Annotated in this window: 24 protein-coding genes; 12 read left to right on the top strand and 12 right to left on the bottom strand. The window is 51.9% G+C overall.

From position 1 onward, the window contains the following. Window positions 1–114 precede the first annotated feature (114 nt). On the top strand, window positions 115–2,748 hold the full coding sequence (gene ppc, locus JIG40_RS11175; protein ID WP_020429309.1) for a phosphoenolpyruvate carboxylase: 2,634 nt from the start codon (window positions 115–117) through the stop codon (window positions 2,746–2,748). A 356-nt stretch (window positions 2,749–3,104) separates the two neighbouring features. Then, complete coding sequence (locus JIG40_RS11170; RefSeq protein WP_020429311.1) at window positions 3,105–3,644, top strand: PadR family transcriptional regulator; 540 nt, start codon at window positions 3,105–3,107, stop codon at window positions 3,642–3,644. A gap of 58 nt (window positions 3,645–3,702) precedes the next feature. Here JIG40_RS11170 and cysE read toward each other — a convergent pair whose 3' ends face one another. The 5 genes from cysE to epmA all read right to left on the bottom strand — a co-directional run bounded on the left by cysE (window position 3,703) and on the right by epmA (window position 8,054). Continuing rightward, on the bottom strand, window positions 3,703–4,524 hold the full coding sequence (gene cysE, locus JIG40_RS11165) for a serine O-acetyltransferase (protein ID WP_020329428.1): 822 nt from the start codon (window positions 4,522–4,524) through the stop codon (window positions 3,703–3,705). Between the two features lie 93 nt (window positions 4,525–4,617). Then, window positions 4,618–5,652: an NAD(P)H-dependent glycerol-3-phosphate dehydrogenase gene (gpsA, locus tag JIG40_RS11160; protein ID WP_024373665.1), complete on the bottom strand. Its 1,035-nt coding sequence runs from the start codon at window positions 5,650–5,652 to the stop codon at window positions 4,618–4,620. A gap of 190 nt (window positions 5,653–5,842) precedes the next feature. Continuing rightward, a complete protein-coding gene (secB, locus tag JIG40_RS11155) occupies window positions 5,843–6,313 on the bottom strand; it encodes a protein-export chaperone SecB (protein WP_020329425.1) in 471 nt (156 codons plus the stop codon). Window positions 6,314–6,475: 162 nt separating this feature from the next. After that, the gene (locus JIG40_RS11150; protein WP_020329424.1) at window positions 6,476–6,910 is read right to left on the bottom strand and encodes a rhodanese-like domain-containing protein; all 435 of its coding nucleotides are present in this window, start codon (window positions 6,908–6,910) and stop codon (window positions 6,476–6,478) included. Window positions 6,911–7,079: 169 nt separating this feature from the next. Beyond that, window positions 7,080–8,054, bottom strand: coding sequence for an elongation factor P--(R)-beta-lysine ligase (gene epmA, locus JIG40_RS11145; RefSeq protein WP_154183954.1), 975 nt, complete (start codon window positions 8,052–8,054; stop codon window positions 7,080–7,082). Between the two features lie 306 nt (window positions 8,055–8,360). Here epmA and frdA point away from each other — a divergent pair, with 306 nt between their 5' ends. The 4 genes from frdA to frdD are packed head-to-tail and all read left to right on the top strand — an operon-like array spanning window position 8,361 to window position 11,665. Next, window positions 8,361–10,166 carry a fumarate reductase (quinol) flavoprotein subunit gene (gene frdA, locus JIG40_RS11140; protein ID WP_020329420.1) on the top strand — a complete coding sequence of 602 codons (1,806 nt, stop codon included), beginning with the start codon at window positions 8,361–8,363 and terminating at the stop codon, window positions 10,164–10,166. Further along, a complete protein-coding gene (locus tag JIG40_RS11135) occupies window positions 10,166–10,906 on the top strand; it encodes a succinate dehydrogenase/fumarate reductase iron-sulfur subunit (protein WP_020329419.1) in 741 nt (246 codons plus the stop codon). The genes frdA and JIG40_RS11135 overlap by 1 nt, the downstream gene beginning before the upstream one ends. A gap of 2 nt (window positions 10,907–10,908) precedes the next feature. Then, complete coding sequence (gene frdC, locus JIG40_RS11130; protein WP_020329418.1) at window positions 10,909–11,292, top strand: fumarate reductase subunit FrdC; 384 nt, start codon at window positions 10,909–10,911, stop codon at window positions 11,290–11,292. Window positions 11,293–11,302: 10 nt separating this feature from the next. Next, window positions 11,303–11,665, top strand: coding sequence for a fumarate reductase subunit FrdD (gene frdD, locus JIG40_RS11125; RefSeq protein ID WP_020329417.1), 363 nt, complete (start codon window positions 11,303–11,305; stop codon window positions 11,663–11,665). Window positions 11,666–11,778: 113 nt separating this feature from the next. On the opposite strand, the gene efp is transcribed toward frdD, so the two are convergent. Then, window positions 11,779–12,345, bottom strand: coding sequence for an elongation factor P (gene efp, locus JIG40_RS11120; protein WP_020329416.1), 567 nt, complete (start codon window positions 12,343–12,345; stop codon window positions 11,779–11,781). Window positions 12,346–12,377: 32 nt separating this feature from the next. Here efp and epmB point away from each other — a divergent pair, with 32 nt between their 5' ends. Next, the gene (gene epmB, locus JIG40_RS11115) at window positions 12,378–13,400 is read left to right on the top strand and encodes an EF-P beta-lysylation protein EpmB (protein ID WP_020329415.1); all 1,023 of its coding nucleotides are present in this window, start codon (window positions 12,378–12,380) and stop codon (window positions 13,398–13,400) included. A gap of 100 nt (window positions 13,401–13,500) precedes the next feature. Then, complete coding sequence (locus JIG40_RS11110) at window positions 13,501–13,974, top strand: MgtC/SapB family protein (RefSeq protein ID WP_020329414.1); 474 nt, start codon at window positions 13,501–13,503, stop codon at window positions 13,972–13,974. A 59-nt stretch (window positions 13,975–14,033) separates the two neighbouring features. On the opposite strand, the gene JIG40_RS11105 is transcribed toward JIG40_RS11110, so the two are convergent. The 4 genes from JIG40_RS11105 to JIG40_RS11090 all read right to left on the bottom strand — a co-directional run bounded on the left by JIG40_RS11105 (window position 14,034) and on the right by JIG40_RS11090 (window position 18,253). Then, on the bottom strand, window positions 14,034–14,591 hold the full coding sequence (locus tag JIG40_RS11105; protein ID WP_020329413.1) for a hypothetical protein: 558 nt from the start codon (window positions 14,589–14,591) through the stop codon (window positions 14,034–14,036). A gap of 108 nt (window positions 14,592–14,699) precedes the next feature. Beyond that, a complete protein-coding gene (gene modF / locus JIG40_RS11100) occupies window positions 14,700–16,148 on the bottom strand; it encodes a molybdate ABC transporter ATP-binding protein ModF (protein WP_158129941.1) in 1,449 nt (482 codons plus the stop codon). 126 nt (window positions 16,149–16,274) lie between these two features. Further along, window positions 16,275–17,912 carry a chaperonin GroEL gene (gene groL / locus JIG40_RS11095; RefSeq protein WP_020329411.1) on the bottom strand — a complete coding sequence of 546 codons (1,638 nt, stop codon included), beginning with the start codon at window positions 17,910–17,912 and terminating at the stop codon, window positions 16,275–16,277. Between the two features lie 50 nt (window positions 17,913–17,962). Continuing rightward, window positions 17,963–18,253, bottom strand: coding sequence for a co-chaperone GroES (locus JIG40_RS11090; protein ID WP_020329410.1), 291 nt, complete (start codon window positions 18,251–18,253; stop codon window positions 17,963–17,965). Between the two features lie 251 nt (window positions 18,254–18,504). Here JIG40_RS11090 and JIG40_RS11085 point away from each other — a divergent pair, with 251 nt between their 5' ends. Then, window positions 18,505–19,122, top strand: a complete 618-nt coding sequence (locus tag JIG40_RS11085) for a metalloregulator ArsR/SmtB family transcription factor (RefSeq protein WP_055451891.1) — start codon at window positions 18,505–18,507, stop codon at window positions 19,120–19,122. A 113-nt stretch (window positions 19,123–19,235) separates the two neighbouring features. Further along, entirely contained in the window at window positions 19,236–19,586 is a 351-nt protein-coding gene (locus tag JIG40_RS11080; protein ID WP_020329407.1) for a DUF3135 domain-containing protein, read from the top strand. Between the two features lie 45 nt (window positions 19,587–19,631). Here JIG40_RS11080 and JIG40_RS11075 read toward each other — a convergent pair whose 3' ends face one another. Next, entirely contained in the window at window positions 19,632–20,057 is a 426-nt protein-coding gene (locus tag JIG40_RS11075; RefSeq protein WP_158147940.1) for a DUF805 domain-containing protein, read from the bottom strand. A 34-nt stretch (window positions 20,058–20,091) separates the two neighbouring features. Next, on the bottom strand, window positions 20,092–20,439 hold the full coding sequence (locus JIG40_RS11070; RefSeq protein ID WP_020329405.1) for a 5-carboxymethyl-2-hydroxymuconate Delta-isomerase: 348 nt from the start codon (window positions 20,437–20,439) through the stop codon (window positions 20,092–20,094). A 232-nt stretch (window positions 20,440–20,671) separates the two neighbouring features. Between JIG40_RS11070 and tpiA the strand changes: the two genes are divergently transcribed. Beyond that, window positions 20,672–21,442, top strand: coding sequence for a triose-phosphate isomerase (gene tpiA, locus JIG40_RS11065; RefSeq protein ID WP_199465349.1), 771 nt, complete (start codon window positions 20,672–20,674; stop codon window positions 21,440–21,442). Window positions 21,443–21,614: 172 nt separating this feature from the next. Next, window positions 21,615–22,976, top strand: a complete 1,362-nt coding sequence (locus JIG40_RS11060; protein ID WP_199465348.1) for an MATE family efflux transporter — start codon at window positions 21,615–21,617, stop codon at window positions 22,974–22,976. The last annotated feature ends 36 nt before the right edge of the window (window positions 22,977–23,012 follow it).

Here is a 23,012-nt window from a genome sequence, read left to right as displayed (position 1 = left end):
AGAAATAAATGGAATCTTAGTCTGCTGCGTTTGACGGCACTAGACAAATTTCGTTAGATTGTGTACTTAAAGAAAAGAACAATGGATGTAATTTTTTTACAAGGCAGGATGACAATGAACGAAAAATACGCCGCGCTCAAAAGTAACGTGAGCATGCTCGGTCGACTACTGGGTCAGACTATCCAGGATGCGGATGGTGACGTTATTTTAGAGAAAGTGGAGACCATCCGAAAACTTTCTAAATCTGCCCGCGCCGGCAATCAAGCTGACCGCGAGAATCTCATTGAAGAGATTAAAAGCCTGAATAACGATGAGCTGACTCCGGTCGCTCGCGCCTTTAACCAATTCCTGAATCTGACTAATATCGCCGATCAGTACCACACGATTTCGCGTCATTGCGAAGAGCATGTGTGTGAGCCGGATGCGGTGCATTCGCTGTTCAGCAAACTGAGCCAGAACGGCATCAGCAAGCTGGATACCGCGCAGGCGGTTCGCGATCTGAATATTGAACTGGTATTGACTGCGCACCCGACGGAAATCACCCGTCGCACCATGATCAACAATCTGGTCAAAATTAACGAATGTCTGTCCAAACTGGAACTGAGCGATCTTTCTTCTAAAGAACGCCTAAAAACTGAGCGTCGTTTAGAACAGTTGATTGCCCAGGGCTGGCATTCTGATGTCATCCGTAAACAGCGTCCAACCCCGCTGGATGAAGCCAAATGGGGCTTCGCTGTGGTTGAGAATTCACTGTGGCAAGCCGTGCCAGAATTTTTGCGTGAACTGAATGAGAGCGTGAAAGAGTATCTGGACGAAGGCCTGCCTATCGATGCCCGCCCAGTGCACTTCTCATCGTGGATGGGCGGTGACCGCGACGGCAACCCGTTTGTCACCCACTCCATCACACGTGAAGTAATGCTCCTGTCGCGCTGGAAAGCCGCGGACCTTTATCTGGGTGACATTAACGAGCTGGTTGCCGAGCTGTCGATGACCAAGTGCAATGATGCGCTGCGCGCGCTGGCTGGTGAAGAAGAACATGAACCGTACCGCGCGGTACTGAAACGCGTTCGTTCCCTGCTTCAGGAAACACTGGAAATTCTGGATGCGAAAATTCACGGCCAGAAGCTGGCAGTGAAAGCACCGCTGCAGAATGTCAGCCAGCTGTGGGACCCACTGTACGCGTGTTACCAATCCCTGCATGAATGTGGCATGGGCGTGATCGCCGACGGCTCACTACTCGATACCCTGCGCCGCGTCAAAGCGTTCGGTGTTCATCTGGTGCGCCTCGACATTCGTCAGGAAAGTACTCGCCACGCCGATGCGCTGTCTGAACTGACTCGTTACCTTGGTATCGGTGATTACAATCAGTGGAGCGAACAGGATAAGATTGCCTTCCTGACCAACGAACTGGCCTCAAAACGTCCGTTGTTGCCGCGTGACTGGGAGCCGTCAGCACCGGTCAAAGAAGTGTTCGACACCTGTAAAATCGTTGCCGCGCAGCCGCGTGAGGCGTTTGGCGCTTACGTCATTTCGATGGCTCGCACCGCATCCGACGTGTTGGCGGTTCACCTGCTGCTGCAAGAATCCGGCTGCCCTTACCGTATGGACGTATGTCCACTGTTTGAAACGCTGGACGACCTCAATAACGCTGAAAAAGTCATTACCCAACTGATGGGGATTGATCTGTACCGTGGCTTCATTCAGAACCATCAGATGGTGATGATTGGCTACTCTGACTCAGCCAAAGATGCCGGCGTCATGGCGGCGGGATGGGCTCAGTACCACGCGATGGAATCACTGGTTAAAGTGGCCGAAGAAGCGGGTGTTGAACTGACCCTGTTCCACGGCCGTGGCGGTACCATTGGTCGTGGCGGCGCCCCTGCGCACGCAGCACTGCTGTCTCAGCCACCGAAAAGCCTTAAAGGCGGTCTGCGCGTGACGGAACAGGGCGAGATGATTCGCTTTAAACTCGGTCTGCCGGAAGTGGCGGTCAACAGCTTCAGCCTGTACGCCAGTGCAGTGCTGGAAGCGAACCTGCTGCCACCACCAGAACCAAAACAGGAATGGCGCGATCTGATGAACGTGCTGTCGGAAGTCTCATGCGAAGCTTATCGCGCCGTGGTGCGCGGCGAGCCGGATTTCGTCCCGTACTTCCGTCAGGCTACGCCAGAACTGGAACTGGGTAAATTGCCGCTCGGTTCGCGCCCGGCAAAACGTAACCCGAACGGGGGCGTAGAAAGCCTGCGTGCGATTCCATGGATCTTCTCCTGGAGCCAGAACCGTCTGGTGCTGCCAGCCTGGCTGGGTGCCGGTGAAGCGATTCAATATTCGATCGATAAGGGTCATCAAGCACTGCTGGAAGAGATGTGTCGTGAGTGGCCGTTCTTCTCGACCCGTCTGGGTATGCTGGAGATGGTGTACACCAAATGTAACATGGACATTGCGCGTTATTACGATGAGCGTCTGGTGGATGAATCACTGCGCCCACTCGGTCAGCGTCTGCGCGATCAACTGCAAAAAGACATTAAGACGGTGCTCAACGTAGAGAACAATGAGAACCTGATGCAGAGCGATCCGTGGGGCCATGAGTCAATTCGTCTGCGCAACATCTACGTGGAGCCATTGAACATGCTTCAGGCCGAACTGTTGTACCGTACGCGTCAATCTCAGGATGCGGATCCGGAACTGGAAGAAGCCTTGATGGTGACGATTGCGGGTATCGCAGCAGGCATGCGCAATACTGGCTGATTACCAGCATAAAAATCCAATTGTTAACAAAAGATCGCCAAATGGCGGTCTTTTATTTTTTCGGATGATTTTATTGAGAATAATATCAGTTTTTTTATGAAAAACGTTATTGTATTCTACTTTATGCTTATTATTTAGATATACTACTGCTCCTCTGCGACATCCATTCAAACACTACAAGTCGCAGTCCGATATGCAAAGACATATCAATCCTAGGTGATAAACGGCTTTAAAGGTGACAAGGACAGCACTCCGTTGCTGGCAAGACTCAAACCCAGAATCTTAGTGTACCAATAGAAGTACGCACGATGGCTGAGTCTACTGTTAGAAGTTTATTAACCATTTGGATTGAAGACATGTCATTACCACACGTTATCCTTACTGTTCTTAGCACACGCGATGCAACCGGATACGACATCACTAAAGAGTTTTCTGCAAGCATTGGCTATTTCTGGAAAGCCAGCCACCAACAAGTTTACCGCGAACTGAACAAGATGGGTCAGCAAGGCCTGGTAACTTGCGTACTGGAACCTCAGGAAGGCAAACCGGATCGTAAAGTTTATTCGATCACGGACTCTGGCCGCAGTGCTCTGGGCGAATGGTTCGATCAACCAACCGCGCATCCGACAGTAAGGGATGAATTCAGTGCTAAATTGATGGCTTGTGCCGTTCAGCCAGCCGACCCATACCGTGTTCAGCTTGCTGAACTGGTGGAAGAGTCACGCAAACTGGTCGCACATTACAAAGAAATCGAAGCGGCGTACTATGCTAATCCAGCGGTCATGGACAAGCAGCAACGTCTTGAGCGTCTGACTCTGCGCCGCAATCTGCTGGTGCGTCAGGCCTGGATTCAGTGGGCCGAAGAAGTGGTCGCTGAACTGGACGCCATGGCGTAAACAGAAAAAAGGGATGATGCTCAGCACCATCCCTTTTTTGTTGTCTGTAACCGGCGGATCAAATACCGTCGCCACCGATGAAGGTTTGTGAGCGACCGTTAAAGTTCTGGTCCATATCCAGTGAAGGTTTGTCGGTTTTCGGACGACCGACGATACGCGCAGGTACACCGGCCACAGTGGTGTGCGGCGGAACCGGTTGCAACACCACCGAGCACGAGCCGATTTTCGCCCCTTCGCCAACTTCGATGTTGCCAAGAATTTTCGCCCCGGCACCAATCATCACCCCTTCGCGGATTTTCGGGTGACGGTCGCCGCACTCTTTACCAGTACCGCCCAGCGTCACGTCTTGCAGAATAGACACATCGTCTTCCACCACCGCCGTTTCACCGATCACAATGCCGGTAGCGTGGTCGAGCATGATGCCGCGGCCAATACGCGCTGCCGGGTGAATATCCACCTGACACGCGACAGAAATCTGGTTTTGCAGGTAGGTCGCCAACGCCTGACGACCCTGGCGCCATAGCCAGTTAGCCACTCGGTAGCCTTGCAGCGCGTGATAACCTTTAAGATACAACAGCGGCATCGAATACATGGACACTGCCGGGTCGCGGTTCACTGTCGCACAAATATCACACGCCGCCGCTTCAGTAATTTTAGGATCGGCGGCAAACGCCTCTTCCACCACTTCACGCACAGCCATCGCCGGCATCGAGGCGGTATTGAGCTTATTCGCCAGAATATAACTCAGCGCCGCCGACAGGCTTTCATGTTTAATAATGGTCGCATGGTAGAAGCTCGCCAGCATCGGCTCCTGCTCTGACTGCTCGCGGGCCTCATTAATGATGGTCTGCCAGACTTTGTTTTGTGCGCACTGTTTCATTGATCACTCTGCCTCGGGCTTTTCCCGGCATAGCCTCACGCCGGGTCGCTCTTTTAATCCTTCAAAAAATGCCAAGCAGCTTAGAAGCTGTGGTTATCGTTCTGCTTTTTTATCGCGCGCCAGCAGATCTTGTGCTGCCATGCGCGCGTCTTTTCCTTGATACAATACTTGATAAATTTGTTCAACTATTGGCATCTCAACACCCATGCGTTGAGCCAGCAGCCACACCTCTTTGGTGTTGCGATAACCTTCCACCACCTGGCCGATTTCCTGCTGTGCCGTATCGACATCTTTACCTTGACCTAAGGCCAGACCAAAGCGGCGGTTACGCGATTGGTTATCGGTACAGGTCAGCACCAAATCACCGAGTCCAGCCATGCCCATAAAGGTTTCCGGCTGCGCGCCGAGTGCTGCGCCCAGGCGAGTCATTTCCGCCAGACCACGGGTAATCAGTGCGGTACGCGCATTGGCACCAAACCCAATACCATCAGACATCCCCGCGCCAATCGCAATCACGTTTTTCACCGCGCCGCCAAGCTGCATACCGATGAAATCGCTGTTGGCATAGACACGGAACGTTTTGCTGCAGTGAATTTTCTCCTGCAACTCTTTGACAAACTGCGCATCCGGTGATGCAACCGAGATGGCGGTTGGCATCCCCATGGCTAACTCTTTAGCAAACGTCGGACCCGACAGCACCGCCAGCGGGTGCGATTCGCCCAACACTTCGTGAGCCACGTCCTGCAGCAGGCGTCCGGTTTCCGGTTCCAGACCTTTGGTTGCCCAGCAGATACGAGTGTCTTCACGCAGGTAAGGTTGCAGATTCTTAAGCACAATCGCAAACACATGGCTTGGTACTACCACCAGCAGATCGCGGCTCGCTTGCACCGCTTTTTGCAGATCAGACTCAATGATCAGCGACGGTGGAAAATCGATACCCGGCAGAAACTCGTGGTTCGCCCGATCAGCTTGCAGCTGCGCCATATGCTCGGGATCGTGTCCCCACAGCACGACATTCGCGCCATTACGAGCCAGAGAGATGGCCAGTGACGTACCGTACGAACCCGCGCCAATGACGGTCATTGAAATCGCTTTACCGTAGGCATTGTTTGTGTGTGAATCGGTCATTGTTCCGCCTGATGGATAACAGTTGTTCTAATTCTATACCCAAAACACCTTGGCATGCAGACGCAGCTTGGTATTTCTCCGGGGGTAAAAACAAAAATGCACATCGCACCATGCTAGGAAGATGCGCTGTGCATTAGCGTTGCCCCTCAACGCCTATGGTGAAGAGAGGCATGCAGTGAGAAGCGGCAGCTTATGCTTGCGCTTCTTCACCTTGTGCAGCTTGTTGTTGCAGGTAGTTCATGAACAGAGCGTCAAAGTTCACTGGCGCGAGGTTCAGTTGTGGGAACGTACCTTTCACAACCAGGCTAGCAATAGTTTCGCGCGCGTATGGGAACAGGATATTCGGGCAGAATGCACCCAGGCAATGTGCCAGTTGGCCAGCTTCCATTTGGTCTGCAGTAAAGATACCCGCTTGTTGTACTTCACACAGGAATGCGTTTTCTTCTGCGTTTTTCACGGTCACAGTCAGACGTAGCACCACTTCGTATACACCGTCGCCCAGTTCACGGCTTTGCGTGTCCAGATCCAGTTTCACATCTGGGTTCCACTCTTTTTGGAACATCGTTGGCGAGTTTGGTGCTTCAAAAGATACATCTTTCAGGTAGATGCGTTGAATTGCGAAGTTTTGTTGTGGAGCTTGTTGTTGTGCTGCTTCAGCCATGATTTTGTCCTTAATACAGAGAATTTCGAGTCATTGTCCTGAGACTAACCGAGAGCTGGCGGGATCACTAGAGGGGAAACCCAATCCGTGCCAAGCATCACAACTCTTGGTTTCAGGCGCCGACATTTTATTCAGCGCCTGTTACAGAACGTTCGTGACCGATTATTTTTTGCCACGAACCAGAGGTAGATTCGCTTCGTTCCAAGCTACCAGGCCATTTTTCAGCAGGTTGACGTTTGCAAAGCCTGCTTTCGCCAGCAGCTCAGCACTTTCACGCGCTGTCTGACCAGTTTTGCATACTACGATGATTGGGTCAGATTTGTGGCTTTCAAGGGCAGCCAGGTTACCGGCTTTGATGTCCGACGGTAAAATGTGAACTGCGTCGGTAATGTGACCACGTTTGTAATCTTCTTTGGTGCGAATATCCACCACCACACCGTTTTCACGGTTCATCAGGTGCGTCACCTGAGAAGCGGTCACTTCTTTGTAAGCAGCCGTTGATGATTTATAGATGCTGACGATCAACGCCACCAAAATACCTACCCAGGCCAGTGATAGGATCATGTTCTGTTGGAAAAACTGAATGTATTCTTGCATATCCTGCGCTCTTGCAATGGTGGATCAAAACAGCCAAAGAGTATAACGAGGTTGCCAGCCTGACGCGAGCGCTTACCGCGCAGAATCGCTGACTTAGGCCACGAAAATGATCCTCGTCAGGCTGCCAACTGGCCACCGTCTTCATTCGGGGTCAGCCAGTTTGTCTGTGTTACGCACGTGGAAACGGAAACGCGGTAACTGTATCAATATGATCTTCACCCAGCGCCAGCATGATTAAACGGTCGATACCCAGCGCCACACCAGCACACTCCGGCAACCCGGCTTCCAGCGCGGCAATCAGATGATAGTCAATCGGTTGTGGCGTAAGCCCCATTTCGATGCGTTTGGCATTATCGGCTTCAAAGCGCGCCAGCTGTTCGCGAGGGTTATCCAGTTCGTGGAAACCGTTCGCCAGTTCAATACCTTTGAAGTAGACCTCGAAGCGATCCGCCACACGCGCATCGTTCGGGTTAATTTTCGCCAGCGCCGCTTGCGAGGCCGGGAAATCATACACAAATGCCGGCACGTGCTGACCAATCTTCGCTTCAATACCCATGCTAAACAGCAATTGCAGCAATGTATCGCGATCCTGTTCCGGCTCGGCGATATCACTCAGCCCCAGCGTTGCCGCGGCCTGCTTGAGCTCGGTCATGCAGCCTTCCAGCGGGCACACGCCCAGCACATCAAGAAAGGCCTGCTGGTAGGTCATGCGTTCGGCGGGGCCGGTTTGCAACGTCATTTGCAACAGCGCATCCATCTCATCCATCAGATCGTGATGGTCGAACCCGACTCGATACCACTCCAGCATGGTGAATTCCGGGTTGTGGTAGCGGCCGTTTTCTTCATTACGGAACGCTTTGCCCATCTGATAAATTGAACCACTGCCGGCAGCCAGCAAGCGCTTCATGTGAAATTCCGGGCTGGTCATCAGGTGCAGCTTACGTCCATCGGCGTAACCCGGGCCGACAAATTCGGTCTGAAAAGTATGCAGATGCACATCGGTCACGGTGGCATGACTCATCGCTGGTGTATCCACTTCCAGCACATCACGCTCAGCAAAAAACTGACGAATGCTACGCAGCAGCGTGGCACGTTGTTTGAGTTGCTCAATTGATGCGGTCGGCATCCATTCTGACTTGCTCATATTCGGTCTTCACATAATCACAGAGGAGGCCGATTTTACTCTGAAGTAGAAAAAATCCAAACCCGTGCGTGATCGAAATCACACAAAGAGGAATAAGTATGCTCGCACTTGCATTACCGAAGCAAAAGCCCAACAGAATCAATTTTTTCAGCCTACTCCTCTTCTACACTAGCCCTACCACTTTGGTACAAGTGGAAAGTAGCGAGTACCGAGAAGAAGCTTCCCTTCATATCGAACAAGCTGCGAATAATAATCAGGGACCGTTGTCTGGTCCCAATAAAAAACTCACTACACTGGAGGATAACTGTGCAAACTATCACCACAGATATCGCAGTCATCGGCGCCGGCGGCGCTGGTCTTCGTACTGCTATTGCAGCGGCTGAAGCAAACCCGAACTTGGAAGTCGCGCTTATTTCCAAAGTTTATCCAATGCGCTCTCATACGGTCGCTGCAGAAGGTGGCTCCGCAGCAGTTATCAAGGAAGAAGACAGCCTGGACAACCACTTCAACGATACCGTTGGCGGTGGCGACTGGCTGTGTGAACAGGATGTTGTTGAATATTTCGTGGCGAACTCGACACGCGAAATGATCCAAATGGAGCAATGGGGTTGCCCTTGGAGCCGTAAAGAAAACGGCGAGGTCAACGTGCGCCGTTTTGGTGGGATGAAAGTCGAACGTACTTGGTTCGCGGCCGATAAAACCGGCTTCCACATGCTGCACACCCTGTTCCAGACTTCAATGAAGTACCCTCAAATCAAACGCTTTGACGAATACTTTGTGGTTGACCTACTGGTGGTTGACGGCGAAGTGCAGGGTCTTATCGCCATTCACATGTCAGAAGGTGAACTGGTGACCATCAAAGCGAAATCTGTCGTGCTGGCGACTGGCGGTGCAGGCCGTGTTTATCACTGCAACACCAACGGCGGCATCGTAACCGGTGACGGCATGGCGATGGCTTACCGCCACGGCGTTCCACTGCGTGACATGGAATTCGTGCAGTACCACCCAACGGGTCTGCCAGGTACCGGTATCCTGATGACCGAAGGTTGTCGTGGTGAGGGCGGTATCATCGTCAACAAAAACGGCTACCGTTACCTGCAAGATTACGGCATGGGACCGGAAACACCGGTTGGCCAGCCAAAGAACAAATATATGGAACTGGGTCCACGCGACAAAGTTTCTCAAGCGTTCTGGCATGAGCAGCAAAAAGGCAACACCATCAAACACCCACTGGGTGATGTGGTGCACCTCGACCTGCGTCATCTGGGCGAAGAATACCTGCAAGAACGTCTGCCATTCATTTGTGAACTGGCGAAAGCGTACGTCAACGTCGATCCGGCGAAAGAGCCGATTCCAATTCGTCCGACAGTGCACTACACCATGGGTGGTATCGAAACCAACGGCGAATGTGAAACGCGTATTCAGGGTCTCTTCGCGGTGGGCGAATGTGCATCGGTCGGTCTGCACGGTGCAAACCGTCTCGGTTCTAACTCGCTGGCTGAATTCGTGGTGTTTGGTCGCGTCGCGGGTGAACACGCCGTGAAACGCGCAGAAGCCTTCCAAGGCTGGAATGACAGCGCCATCGACGAGCAAGTGAAAGCGGTTGAAGCACGCATCCAGGCACTGCTGAACCAAGAAGGCGACGAAAACTGGGCTGACATCCGTACTGAAATGGGCCATACCATGGAAGCGGGTTGTGGTATCTACCGTCAGGAAGATCTGATGGAAGAGACCATCAAGAAACTGGCGGAACTGAAAGAGCGCTACAAGCACATCAGCATCAAAGACAAAGGTAAAGTGTTCAACACTGACCTGCTGTACGCCATCGAAGTCGGTTATGGGCTAGAAGTCGCGGAAACCATGGTCCACTCTGCGCTGCTGCGTAAAGAATCCCGTGGCGCGCACCAACGTCTCGACGATGGCTGCACAGAGCGTGACGATGTGAACTTCCTGAAACACTCGCTGGCGTTCTACCAAAACGGTGATGCACCGAAGATCGATTACAGCGCGGTCACCATCACAAAATCTCAGCCAAAAGCACGTCTATACGGTGAAGCGGCAGAGAAAGCCGCAGCGGCCGAAGCAGAGAAGAGCGTAGAGGAGCAGAAATAATGTCAGCGAACCGCATTCAAAAAGTGGAAATCCTGCGCTACGACCCGGCAAAAGACGCAGAACCACATCTACAAGGGTTTGAAGTTCCGTTTGATGAAACCATGTCGGTACTGGACGCGATCGGTTATGTGAAAGACCATCTGGATAAAGATCTGTCTTACCGCTGGTCTTGTCGTATGGCGATCTGTGGTTCATGCGGCATCATGGTCAACGGCGTGCCGAAGCTGGCATGTAAGAGCTTTTTGCGTGACTACCCAGACGGCGTGAAAATCGAGCCACTGGCGAATTTCCCTATCGAGAAAGACCTGATTGTTGACATGACCCCGTTCATCGAGCGTCTGGAAGCCATCAAACCTTACATCATCGGTAACGATCGTAAACCGGAAGACGGCACCAACCTGCAAACGCCGGAGCAGATGGCGAAATACAAACAGTTCGCCGGTTGTATCAACTGCGGTCTGTGCTACGCAGCCTGTCCTCAGTTCGGTCTGAACCCAGAGTTCATCGGCCCTGCGGCTCTGACACTGGCTCACCGTTACAATCTCGACAGCCGTGACAACGGTAAAGCCGAGCGTATGAAGCTGATCAACGGCGAAAACGGTGCCTGGGGTTGTACGTTTGTCGGTTACTGCTCTGAAGTGTGTCCAAAACACGTTGACCCAGCGGCTGCGGTAAACCAAGGCAAAGTGGAGTCTTCCATGGACTTCGTCATTGCAATGCTGAAACCACAGGAGGCCTGAGGATGAGTAATCGTAAACCTTATGTTCGTGAAGTGAAACGTACCTGGTGGAAAGATCATCCGTTCTACCGCTTCTACATGGTGCGTGAAGCGACCGTACTGCCGCTCATCCTGTTTACCTTGTTCCTGACCGTCGGTCTGGGTGCATTGGTGAAAGGGCCTGAAGCGTGGGATAGCTGGCTGGCCTTCATGGCGAACCCAATCGTCATCGCGATCAACATCGTTGCGCTGGCAGGCAGCCTGTTCCATGCGCAAACCTTCTTCAGCATGATGCCGCAGGTGGTGCCAATTCGCCTCAACGGCAAGTTGCTGGACAAGAAAATCATCGTACTGACTCAGTGGGCAGCGGTAGCTTTCATCTCACTGATTGTTCTCTTCGTGGTGTAAGGAGCCTATTGTGATTAATACCAATCCAAAACGTTCAGACGAACCCGTATGGTGGGGCCTGTTTGGTGCCGGTGGTACTTGGTTTGCCATGATCACGCCAGTGACCATTCTGGTGTTGGGTATCCTTGCGCCGCTCGGCATCATTGATGCTGAAGCGATGAGCTATGAACGTGTGTCTGGTTTCGTGACCAGTATCATCGGTGCGCTGTTTGTGATCGGCACATTAGCGCTGCCGATGTGGCATGCGATGCACCGCGTGCACCACGGCATGCATGACCTGAAATTCCATACAGGAGTGGCAGGTAAAATCGCGTGTTACGGCTTTGCGGGCATCATTTCAGCGCTGGCTGTTGTGTTTATCTTCATGATCTAACACGCTGTAAAAACGCAAAAGGCAGGTATCTCACCTGCCTTTTTTTGTGCTCAATTCCTTTTCAGGCAACAAAAAACCAGCGCTAAGCGCTGGTTTTTTTATCAAGCGTTAACTTACTTCACGCGGCTTACGTATTCGCCGCTGCGAGTGTCAACTTTGATCACTTCACCGATTTGGATGAACAGTGGAACACGCACAACTGCACCAGTTGATAGTGTTGCTGGTTTACCACCTGTACCCTGAGTATCGCCTTTCAGGCCAGGGTCAGTTTCCGTGATTTCCAGTTCCACGAAGTTTGGTGGCGTGACTGAAATTGGGTTACCGTTCCACAGAGTCAGCGTACACGTGTTGTTCTCTACCAACCATTTTGCGTTTTCGCCAACCGCTTTCATGTCAGCTGGGATCTGCTCGAACGTTTCGTTGTTCATGAAGTGGTAGAACTCACCGTCGTTGTACAGGTAGTCCAGGTCGATATCCATGACGTCGGCAACTTCAACAGTGTCACCAGACTTGAATGTTTTTTCCAGAACTTTACCAGAAAGCAGTTTACGGATTCGTACGCGGTTGAACGCCTGACCTTTGCCCGGTTTTACATACTCGTTTTCGAGAATGACACACGGCTCATTATCAAGCATAATTTTAAGACCGCCTTTAAATTCATTCGTGCTAACAGTAGCCATTATTTCCTCTTACATTCTTCGAGTTAAAGTTAATGCCGCACATCATAACCCGAAAAGTCGATTCTGTTGAGCAAAACTGGATCCAACAGCTCGCGAATGGGATCTCCGATCCTGCTCAATTACTTCAGCAGCTCGGCATCGATCCTCAGCCATGGCAAAACGGCTTTGACGCGCGCAAATTGTTTGCGCAGCGGGTGCCGCAAAGTTTTGTCGATCGGATGGAAAAAGGCAATCCGTACGATCCGCTGTTGCGTCAGGTACTGCCGCTCAGTGAAGAGTTTGAGGTCCATCCGGGCTACTCCGAAGACCCGCTCGAAGAGCAGAACAACACCGTGCCTGGTTTGTTGCATAAGTATCGCAACCGCGCGCTGATGATCGTCAAAGGTGGTTGTGCGATTAACTGTCGTTACTGTTTTCGGCGTCACTTTCCCTACGCCGACAACAAAGGCAGCAAAGCGGTATGGCAGCAAAGCCTGGATTACATTGCTTCGCAACCAGAGCTCAATGAAGTCATCCTTTCCGGTGGCGATCCGCTGATGGCCAAAGATCAGGAACTGAGCTGGCTGATTGAGCGTATCGGCGCCATCAGCCACATCAAACGCCTGCGCATTCACTCGCGCCTGCCCGTGGTGATTCCGGCCCGAGTGACCGATGAACTGGTGGAACTGCTGGCGAATACCCGCCTTCAGGTGGTACTGGTGACGCACATCAACCACGCCAACGAAATCAATCTCGAACTCAAACAGCAGATGGCACGCCTGCGTGCGGTCAATGTTACCCTGCTGAATCAAGGCGTGATGCTCAAAGGTGTGAATGATAGCGTTGCAGCGCAAGTGGCGCTGAGTGAAACCCTGTTTGATGCCGGCATTCTGCCTTACTACATGCACGTGTTGGATAAAGTGCAGGGCGCGGCCCATTTCTACATCAGCGATGCAGACGCCAAAGCCATCATGAGCGGGCTGCTGGAGCGCGTCTCCGGTTATCTAGTACCAACCTTAACGCGTGAGATTGGCGGTCGTAAGAGTAAAACCCCTCTCGATCTTCACCTTGAGTAACAAGTAACCGTTATCCACACCACTAAAAGCTTTTATTCGCTTCGGATTCTGATTGCGCGCATACTGCGCGTTTTTGTTCCTCAGTACGTTTAAGGCCATTATGTTTTCGTTGGATACTGTTTTTGATTTTGGCCCGTTCAGTTGGCCAGCGCTGATGTGCTGCGCGATTAACGGTTTGCTGATTGGCATTGAGCGCCAAACGCGCGGCAAGCCCGTCGGCATTCGAACCTCGATTCTGATTATTTCCGGAACCTATCTGTTTATGGCAATGGCGGTATCGCTCTCCCCCAACACGCTCGATCAGGCGCGCGTATTGGGCCAGATCATTACCGGCGTCGGCTTTCTTGGTGCGGGCGTGATGATGACTCAGGATGGCAAGATTCACGGTGTGACGTCCGCGGCAGTGATCTGGGTGTTGGCCGCGCTCGGGCTGATGATTGGTTTGGGGTATCAGTTGCAATCGGTGGTGATTACCCTATTGGTGCTGTGCGTGTTGTACGGGGTGGATAAGGTCGAAAATACCTTTCAGGGCCTGCGCCGCGGCGTACATCAGCGTTTTCGCCGCCGCCATTAAACTCCCTAGAAATAAAAAAGCGTTGCTCACAGGCAACGCTTTTTTCATTCAACCAACGCTTATTTCGCGAAGTTGATGATCGGGAAACATTTGAAGAAACCGTTGTCGGCGCAGTTGATCAGGCCAACCTGCACCCCTTCAATCTTCGACGTTTTGTTGAAGATACCGACCTGCACGGTTGAGGTGTCAGAGAAGTTCGCTGCACCCACATCCACCATGGTGTTGCCTTCTGAGTAGTTCACAAAGCTGACGTTTGCCCCTTTCACATCGTTGGTAATGTTGACCGCACCGACGTTCGCACCCACCGTTTTACCGGTGTTCCAGTTAAACAGACCCAGTGACGCACCGGTCATTTCTTGGTTGATTTTGTGCGCGCCGAAAATACCCAGGTTCACACCTGTGGTGGTTTGCGTTTCTGACATACCGATGATGGCTAAGTCTAGGCCTTTGACCTGATCCACATTGCCGTACAGTGCCGCCACGCGCACACCCGCAACCGCGTTATCATCCGGGGCATTAAAGTTGTTGATTGAAGAGAACATGACCGGTGTTGATGCCATCGCAGAAGTTGAAGCCAGAGCGGCAGCCACTGCCAGCGCTGAAACGATCTTTTTCATACTAACCTCCATCGTGGGATAGTTTTGCTTGTCTACCCGCCTATTATGGCCGACAAATTGACCAACGATTGTTAGTTTTCGGTCATGCTTATGGCTAACCAACTGAATTCACGCTGTTGAGTGAATTTTCACGCAGTAGCCTCCACGCTCCTGAGCCTCGAAGTCGACAAAGTGCTGAATCGCATCCAGTGCATCTTCCTCGTGGTGCGTCACATACAACAGTTGGCTGATTCCCGCTGAGGCAATACGATTGAGCGCGTGAAACACCAGCTTACGATTCAGGTAATCCAGCCCTTGATACGGTTCGTCGAGGATAAGCAGTGCGGGCTGTTTTATCAGCGCGCGGCCAATCAGCAGCAGGCGCTGCTGGCCGTAATCAAGATTGCGGAAGCCGACTTTCTCCAGTTCACTCATCTCCAACAGTTGCAGCCACTCACGAGCCAACAGAATCTCTTTTTTGCTCGGCTGCTGATAGAGGCCAATCGAGTCGTAAAAGCCCGATACCAACACTTCCAGCGCACTGCAATTGACGCGGTATTGCAGATGCAGCGCCGACGACACCACGCCAATGTGCTTTTTGACATCCCAGATGGTTTCGCCGCTACCGCGCTTCATGCCAAGCACAGTAATATCATTGCTATAACACTGCGGATGGTCACCGAGAATCAACCCGAGCAGCGTACTCTTACCACACCCGTTGGGCCCGCGAACCTGCCAGTGCTCACCCTGCCGAATCTGCCAGTTTACGCCATGAAAAATGGGCGCATCGACGTACTCAACCGTGACATTGTTCATTTCCACCAACGGATCCGGATAACTGTGCGCGCTCTGATGAGCCTCCAACAGTGCCAGCATAGCGTCACTGCGGCTGTGCGACAGCGCTTTCATTTGCGCCATCAGCGGATGATTGAGCCAGGCATCGCGAGTCAGTGTCTGCGACAAGCTTTGCTCGTCAAACAGAGCGACATGAGTAACAAACGGCGGCAATTCATCTTCGCGCGAAGTCACAATCAGCAGTTGCATTTGCTGCGCCAGTTCCTCAAGTAGTTGAGAGAGATGCGCGCGGTGGGCAATATCTAACCCGGAATAAGGTTCATCGAGGATCAGCAGTTGTGGCTTGAGCGCCATCGCCCGCGCCAGCATCACGCGGCGGGTTTCGCCAGTGGAAAGCTGACGAAAACCGCGCTGACGCAATGCCAGCAGATCGGTTTGCATCAACAAGGCCTCCAGTGCCTCTTCACCACAGCCGGTTTCCAGAATCAGCTCCTGCACCGTCGAACCATAATCAATCTGGTCCATAAAATCGGTGTCGTCTTTTTCCAGTTCCAAATCCAGCAACCGCTGCTGCTCATGCAGCGAGACACACGCCACCACACCCGGCATGTCACTCACCTCACCTTGTTGCGGCGTCAGCTCCCCACTCAGAATACGCACCAACAACGAGGCGGCGTGGCTGTGGGTAGAAAACATGCCCCAGTGTTCACCCTTGGCTAACGCCCAGTGATCGATAGACAGTGAAACCGATTCGGTGTGATGCTTAAGCTGCTGAATTTTCATATTTACCTTTCCTTGGAGACTGATTTTTCAGTGTGCAGAAACACAGCACAAATTTCTAGCGGATTTTCAGGCATAAAAAAAGCCGGAGTATTCACTCCAGCTTTTTCGTTTCAGGTTGGGCGCGAATTACATCATGCCGCCCATGCCACCCATACCGCCCATATCAGGCATTGATGGGCCATCTTTCTTCGGCAGATCAGTCACCATCGCTTCGGTAGTGATCATCAGGCCAGCCACAGACGCTGCGAATTGCAGTGCGCTACGAGTCACTTTGGTTGGATCCAGAATACCCATTGCGATCATGTCGCCGTACACGCCAGTTGCCGCGTTGTAACCGTAGTTACCTTCGCCCGCTTTCACGTTGTTAGCAACCACTGAATCTTCGTCACCTGCGTTTTTCGCGATTTGACGAATTGGTGCTTCCATCGCACGTAGAGCAACGCGAATGCCCACGTTTTGCTCTTCGTTGTCGCCAGTCAGTTCAGTCAGTTTTGAGGCTGCGCGAATCAGTGCAACACCACCGCCCGCAACCACGCCTTCTTCCACTGCTGCGCGAGTTGCGTGCAGTGCGTCTTCAACGCGGTCTTTCTTCTCTTTCATTTCAACTTCAGTCGCTGCGCCCACTTTGATTACCGCAACGCCGCCAGCCAGTTTCGCTACACGCTCTTGCAGTTTCTCTTTGTCGTAGTCTGAAGTTGCATCTTCGATTTGTTGACGGATCTGAGCAACACGGCCCTGGATCGCTACTTCATCACCTGCACCGTCGATAATCGTGGTGTTTTCTTTGGTGATGGTCACGCGTTTCGCTTGACCCAGATCTTCCAGCACTGCTTTTTCCAGTTCCAGACCGATTTCTTCAGAAATCACCGTACCGCCAGTAAGAATCGCGATATCTTGCAGCATCGCTTTGCGACGATCGCCAAAGCCCGGCGCTTTCACAGCCGCAACTTTCACGATGCCACGCATGTTGTTCACAACCAGCGTTGCCAGCGCTTCTCCTTCCACGTCTTCTGCGACGATCAGCAGTGGACGAGAGGCTTTCGCGACGCCTTCCAGTACTGGCAGCAGTTCGCGAATGTTCGATACTTTTTTGTCAACCAGCAGGATGAACGGGCTTTCCAGATCCACGCTGCCTGCTTCCTGGTTGTTGATGAAGTAAGGAGACAGGTAACCGCGGTCAAACTGCATACCTTCTACCACGTCCAGCTCGTCTTGCAGAGCCTGACCTTCTTCAACAGTGATAACGCCGTCGCGGCCCACTTTTTCCATCGCTTCTGCGATGATGTTGCCAACGCTTAAATCCGAGTTTGCAGAGATAGTACCTACCTGTGCAATAGCTTTGGTGTCTTCACATGGCACAGACAGCGCTTTCAGCTCTTCAACCGCTGCAATCACGGCTTTATCGATACCGCGCTTCAGGTCCATTGGGTTCATGCCGGCAGCAACAGCTTTCAGACCTTCGTTAACGATAGCCTGAGCCAGTACGGTTGCAGTTGTCGTACCGTCACCCGCTGCGTCGTTGGCTTGAGAAGCCACTTCTTTCACCATTTGTGCGCCCATGTTCTGGAATTTGTCTTCCAGTTCAATTTCACGCGCAACAGATACACCATCTTTGGTGATGGTTGGTGCACCAAAAGATTTATCCAGTACTACGTTACGGCCTTTAGGGCCCAGGGTAACTTTTACTGCATCAGCCAGAACGTTTACACCTTCCAGCATTTTTACTCGAGCGTCATTACCAAATTTTACGTCTTTAGCAGCCATTTTGTATTTCCTCTCTAGAATTCGGTTTTAGTTAGTTTGCTTGGGAGCAATTACTCAACGATTGCCAGGATGTCGTTTTCAGACAGAATCAGTACTTCTTTACCGTCGATTTTCTCTGATTTCGTGCCGTAGCTTTCAGCAAAAATCACAGAATCGCCAACTTTCACGTCCAGAGGCAGAACTGTACCGTTTTCCAGAATGCGGCCTTTGCCGACTGCAAGTACTTTACCGCGTGTTGATTTTTCTGCCGCAGAACCAGTGAGAACAATTCCACCAGCAGATTTTGATTCAACTTCTTGGCGTTCAACGATAACTCGGTCATGTAATGGACGAATATTCATCGGTCGTCTCTCCTGATTAAATTTTCCGTTTGGTTAATAAAACGCTGATTGACCAGCTTGTGAATGTTATGTGGGGTATCAAACGCCATATCCCAAGGGGTAAGCACGAAAAAAGTGTGATGAAATTAACGAATCCGTGGCGAAGTCTTCCAATTGATGAGGTTTCTGCCGCTTTACGCCAGCGCGTATAGTAAATAATTTGCTTTATTAACCTGAATATCCATAATAGTCAGAGAATAAAGAGGGATATGATGAAGACGATCGACCGGATTTTACACACCATCAAACGTGAAGGTGCCGTGACCGCCAAACAGCTCGCCGATGACCTGGGTATGACGACCATGGGTGCGCGTCAGCACCTGCAGGCTTTGGAAGACGACGGTGTGCTGGCATTTCACGATGTGAAAGTCAAAGTTGGCCGTCCGACTCGTCATTGGTCTCTGACACGTAAAGGTCATGATCAGTTTACAGACCGCCATGGCGAACTCACCATTCAGGTGATTGAAGCGGTGGAGCATATCTTTGGCAAAGAGGGCTTGGCCAAAGTGGCGGCCGAACGCGAAGCGCAAACTCTGGCGCAATACCAGAACGTGCTGGCGGAGTGCACCGATCTGCACAGTAAACTGGCAACGCTGGTTGAACTGCGTGAACAGGAAGGCTACATGGCTGAGCTGGAGCAAACCGAGCACGGTTATCTGCTGATCGAAAACCACTGCCCGATTTGTAAAGCCGCTAAACGCTGCCCGAATCTGTGCCAGTCGGAACTCAACATCTTCCAGCGTCTGTTGGGCGAAGAGTACCGTATTGAGCGCAGCGAACACATCATCGAAGGCCAGCGCCGCTGCACCTACCTTATCGCTGCCGCTTGATCTTGTCTCATTTGTGAGAACAACGATATTCGTTCCACCTTTAGGACATTTCCTCACTTATGCTTGAAGTGTTGATAATTTAATCAACGTACGACCTTGCAGAGGAGTGAACTATGTCCCCCCCTCAATCAAACGTAGCGAACCAGACCCTGCCATCCTTTGATGAACTGGTAGAGCTGGCGCAGCAGGATCCTGAAGCATTCAGCCGTTTTAAACGCGATATGTGCCAGGAGATGATCCTTTCCGCATCCGATGGCATGCAGAATCGATTGTGGGCGCAGCAAAGTCATATCGACCTGATTCTGAGCCAATGCAAGAATCCAGACCACGCGAACGTCACCCTGATGCGAGAACTCAGTCTGCAAATGGCCAAATTTCGCGACGCACTTGATGGTGAGATCATCGAGGAGAAACCGAGCGCGGATGTGATTCCCTTCCGCCCGAAATCGGATTCGTGGCGCTAAATAAAAAGGAGGCGAATGCCTCCTTTTTTCATCATTTGAATCGCCTTATTCCGGCGCCTTACCAAAACGGTTATCGCCGTCGCTTCCGGCCAGAAAGCCACATTCAATCAGTATCCAACTACCACACAACAGAGCCGCGAGTGAGATACCGGTATCGAGTACATTGGGCGTGGTCGTCATACTGGCCTCTCCCATTGGCACTGTCATTCGGCCTATCACCAACGGTACATTGAGCAGCAGCCACCAGCTCGACTTATCCCGGTCATGCCAGCGCTTGGCCGTCACCGCCAAATCCGGTACCAGAATCAGCAGCATAAACAGCGGCAATACATACGGCGCGAGTCCCGGCAACCAGCGGTTGAGCAGTACAATCACGCTGACAATGGCCAGGTAATAGCAGACATTCCAGATCCAGTAAGTCTGGCGTCCGATGCGTCCCTGAAATGAAAATAACAGTGTTTGATAAGACATACGTGTTTCCTGTTAAAACGGAATCAACTCGCTGTCAATTCGTGACCTTCTGAAAACATGCCCGGTCCATGTCACGAATATTCACCGTCAGACTGCGGACATGACTGGCTTGTGCAACCAAGACGTCCATCAACTGGCGTGACAGCTCGCGTTTTTGCTCGGAGGTGCGCCCGTCCAGCATCTCAAAACTGATATGAATAAAATCCACGCTGTCCGCTTCATCCCCCACCAACCAGTGGTGGCAACGCAACGCACGGGATTTGATGGATGGAATATCGAACAAACCGCACTCCATCACCACCTGATGCAAATCTTCCAACAGCCCCTGCACATTGACGCGCTCATCCACAGAGTTGGAATACTCAAGCACCAAATTAGGCATATCTACTTCCTTGTTTGTTATTTTCCCCATACTGAACTGACAGTAATAACAAGACGCAGCACAAAATCCGAGCGAATGGCCTCTATTCTGTATAGCAGATCACTTCCCGGCCTTGCGCCTCATCAAACAAGATCCCAGAAAGTCATGACCGGAGTCATGATCTGCGTAGTTTTATCTGTTATATTCTTTCGCAATCACGTTTTTTTTATTCATTTAAATTGGAGATATTCCTATGCGTCGTCCTGTAGTGATGGGGAACTGGAAACTGAATGGCAGCAAAGCAATGGTTACTGAGTTGCTGACTGGTCTGAATGCGGAACTTGAAGGTGTAACGGGTGTTGACGTGGCAGTAGCTCCACCAGCACTGTACCTGGATCTGGCTGAGCGTCTGATTGCAGAAGGCGGCAACAAAATGATCCTGGGTGCACAGAACACTGACCTGCACAACAGCGGTGCGTACACTGGCGACATGTCTCCAGCCATGCTGAAAGATTTCGGTGCGTCTCACATCATCATCGGTCACTCTGAGCGTCGTGATTACCACAACGAATCAGACGAGTTTGTTGCGCAGAAATTCGCATTCCTGAAAGAAAACGGTCTGACTCCAGTTTTCTGTATCGGTGAAACTGAAGCACAAAACGAAGCGGGCGAAACGGAAGCAGTATGTGCACGTCAAATCAACGCAGTGATCGACGCATACGGCGTTGAAGCTCTGAACGGTGCAATCATCGCTTACGAACCAATCTGGGCAATCGGTACTGGTAAAGCAGCAACAGCTGAAGATGCACAACGCATCCACGCCTCTATTCGCGCTCTGATCGCAGCAAAAGACGAAACCGTTGCAGCACAAGTTATCATCCAATACGGCGGTTCTGTTAAACCAGAAAACGCAGAAGCTTACTTCTCACAACCAGACATCGACGGTGCCCTAGTTGGCGGCGCGTCTCTGGATGCAAAAAGCTTTGCAGCGATCGCGAAAGCAGCAGCAAAAGCAAAAGCGTAATCGCTTATTGAAGAAAAAAGGTCGGCATCGCCGGCCTTTTTTGTTGAGGCTCCGTGAACTTGGCTCGGCTAGTGCCTGCAGGCAAGATCGAGTATCCTAGCGACTTCTTCCCTGTAACTGGCTGCCTGCTTACCTGAGTGACGCACGTTGCCGCGTGATGTAAGAAGGGTATATGCACGACAAACACGGCCTGCTCTCCGCCCCTATTCCCAATGTACTGCGCCAGATGACGATCCCGATGATTTTCGGCATGGTCGCGATCTTGATGTTTAACTTGGTCGACACCTTTTTCATCTCGCTATTGGGCACCGATGCACTGGCCGCCATCAGTTACACCTTTCCGGTGACCTTCGGCGTCAACTGCATCACCATGGGCATAGGCGTGGGGCTGTCGACCAGTATCGGTCGTCTGCTGGGTCAGGGCGATACCTCTAATGCCGCGCGCTTTTCTACTCACGGGTTACTGCTTGCGGTCACCTTGGTCGCCATCGCCTGTACGGCGGGCTTTTTCACCATCGAACCGCTATTTTTGCTGCTCGGCGCCAAAGCCGAACTGATTCCGCTGATTGAGCAGTACATGCAGGTCTGGTATCTCACTATTCCGCTGCTGGTCATTCCGATGGCGGGCAACAGCGCGATTCGTGCCACTGGCGATACCAAAACTCCGGCTAAGATGATGATGCTGGCGGGAGCGATTAACGGCTGTCTCGATCCGTTGCTGATTTTTGGTTATGGCCCGTTTCCGGAACTCGGCATTCAGGGCGCTGCCATTGCCAGCGCCTTTTCCTGGCTGGGCGCCTTGATTGGCTCACTCTACGTATTAGTCAAACGCGATCGTCTACTGGCACCGCCACATTTTGCCTCTCTGCGCCACGACTGGCAGCAGATCCTCAAGATTGGTACGCCAGCAGCGCTGTCTACGGCGATGAGTCCGATTTCCGGAGCACTACTGATGATGATGCTTTCCAGCCACGGTACCGCCGCAGTGGCCGCATACGGTGCGGCGCAGCGCATTGAATCGATTCTGATACTGGTGCTGATGTCGCTTACTTCCGCCCTGACGCCGTTTATGGCGCAGAACTTCGGCGCACAAAATCCGACCCGCAGCTTTTTCGGCCTGTTTTTAAGCCTGCGCTTCTCGCTGATTTTTCAGTTGTTGGTTTTCATCATGATGGTACCGTTGAGTATTCCGCTGGCCGCGCTGTTTTCGCAGGAGCAAGCGGTGCGCAATCTGCTGTGGCATTACCTGCTGGTGGTGCCGTTCAGTTATGGTTTTCAGGGTGTGGTGATGATGCTGGTGTCGGCGCTCAACGCGCTTCATTTACCGCTCAAAGCTTTCCAGTGGAGCTTCATGCGCCTGTTTCTGTTCACTCTGCCATCTGCATGGCTCGGGTCGACTCTGTACGGCATTGAAGGGCTGTTCGTCGGGATTGCGCTCGGCAACGTTCTTGGCGGGTTGTCGGGCTATCTGTATGCGTTATTACTGCGCCGCCGCTATCTGCGCGAAGGCATGGCACTGCCCGGTCAACACTAACTCAGACCAAAGTGATAGCAACAAAAAAAGCCAGCT

Source organism: Vibrio sp. bablab_jr001 (genome assembly GCF_016464285.1).
GTDB classification, from domain to species: Bacteria; Pseudomonadota; Gammaproteobacteria; order Enterobacterales; family Vibrionaceae; genus Vibrio; species Vibrio fluvialis.
The sequence above is the reverse complement of the archived record's forward strand: the minus strand, read 5'-3'. Positions and strand labels throughout refer to the sequence as shown.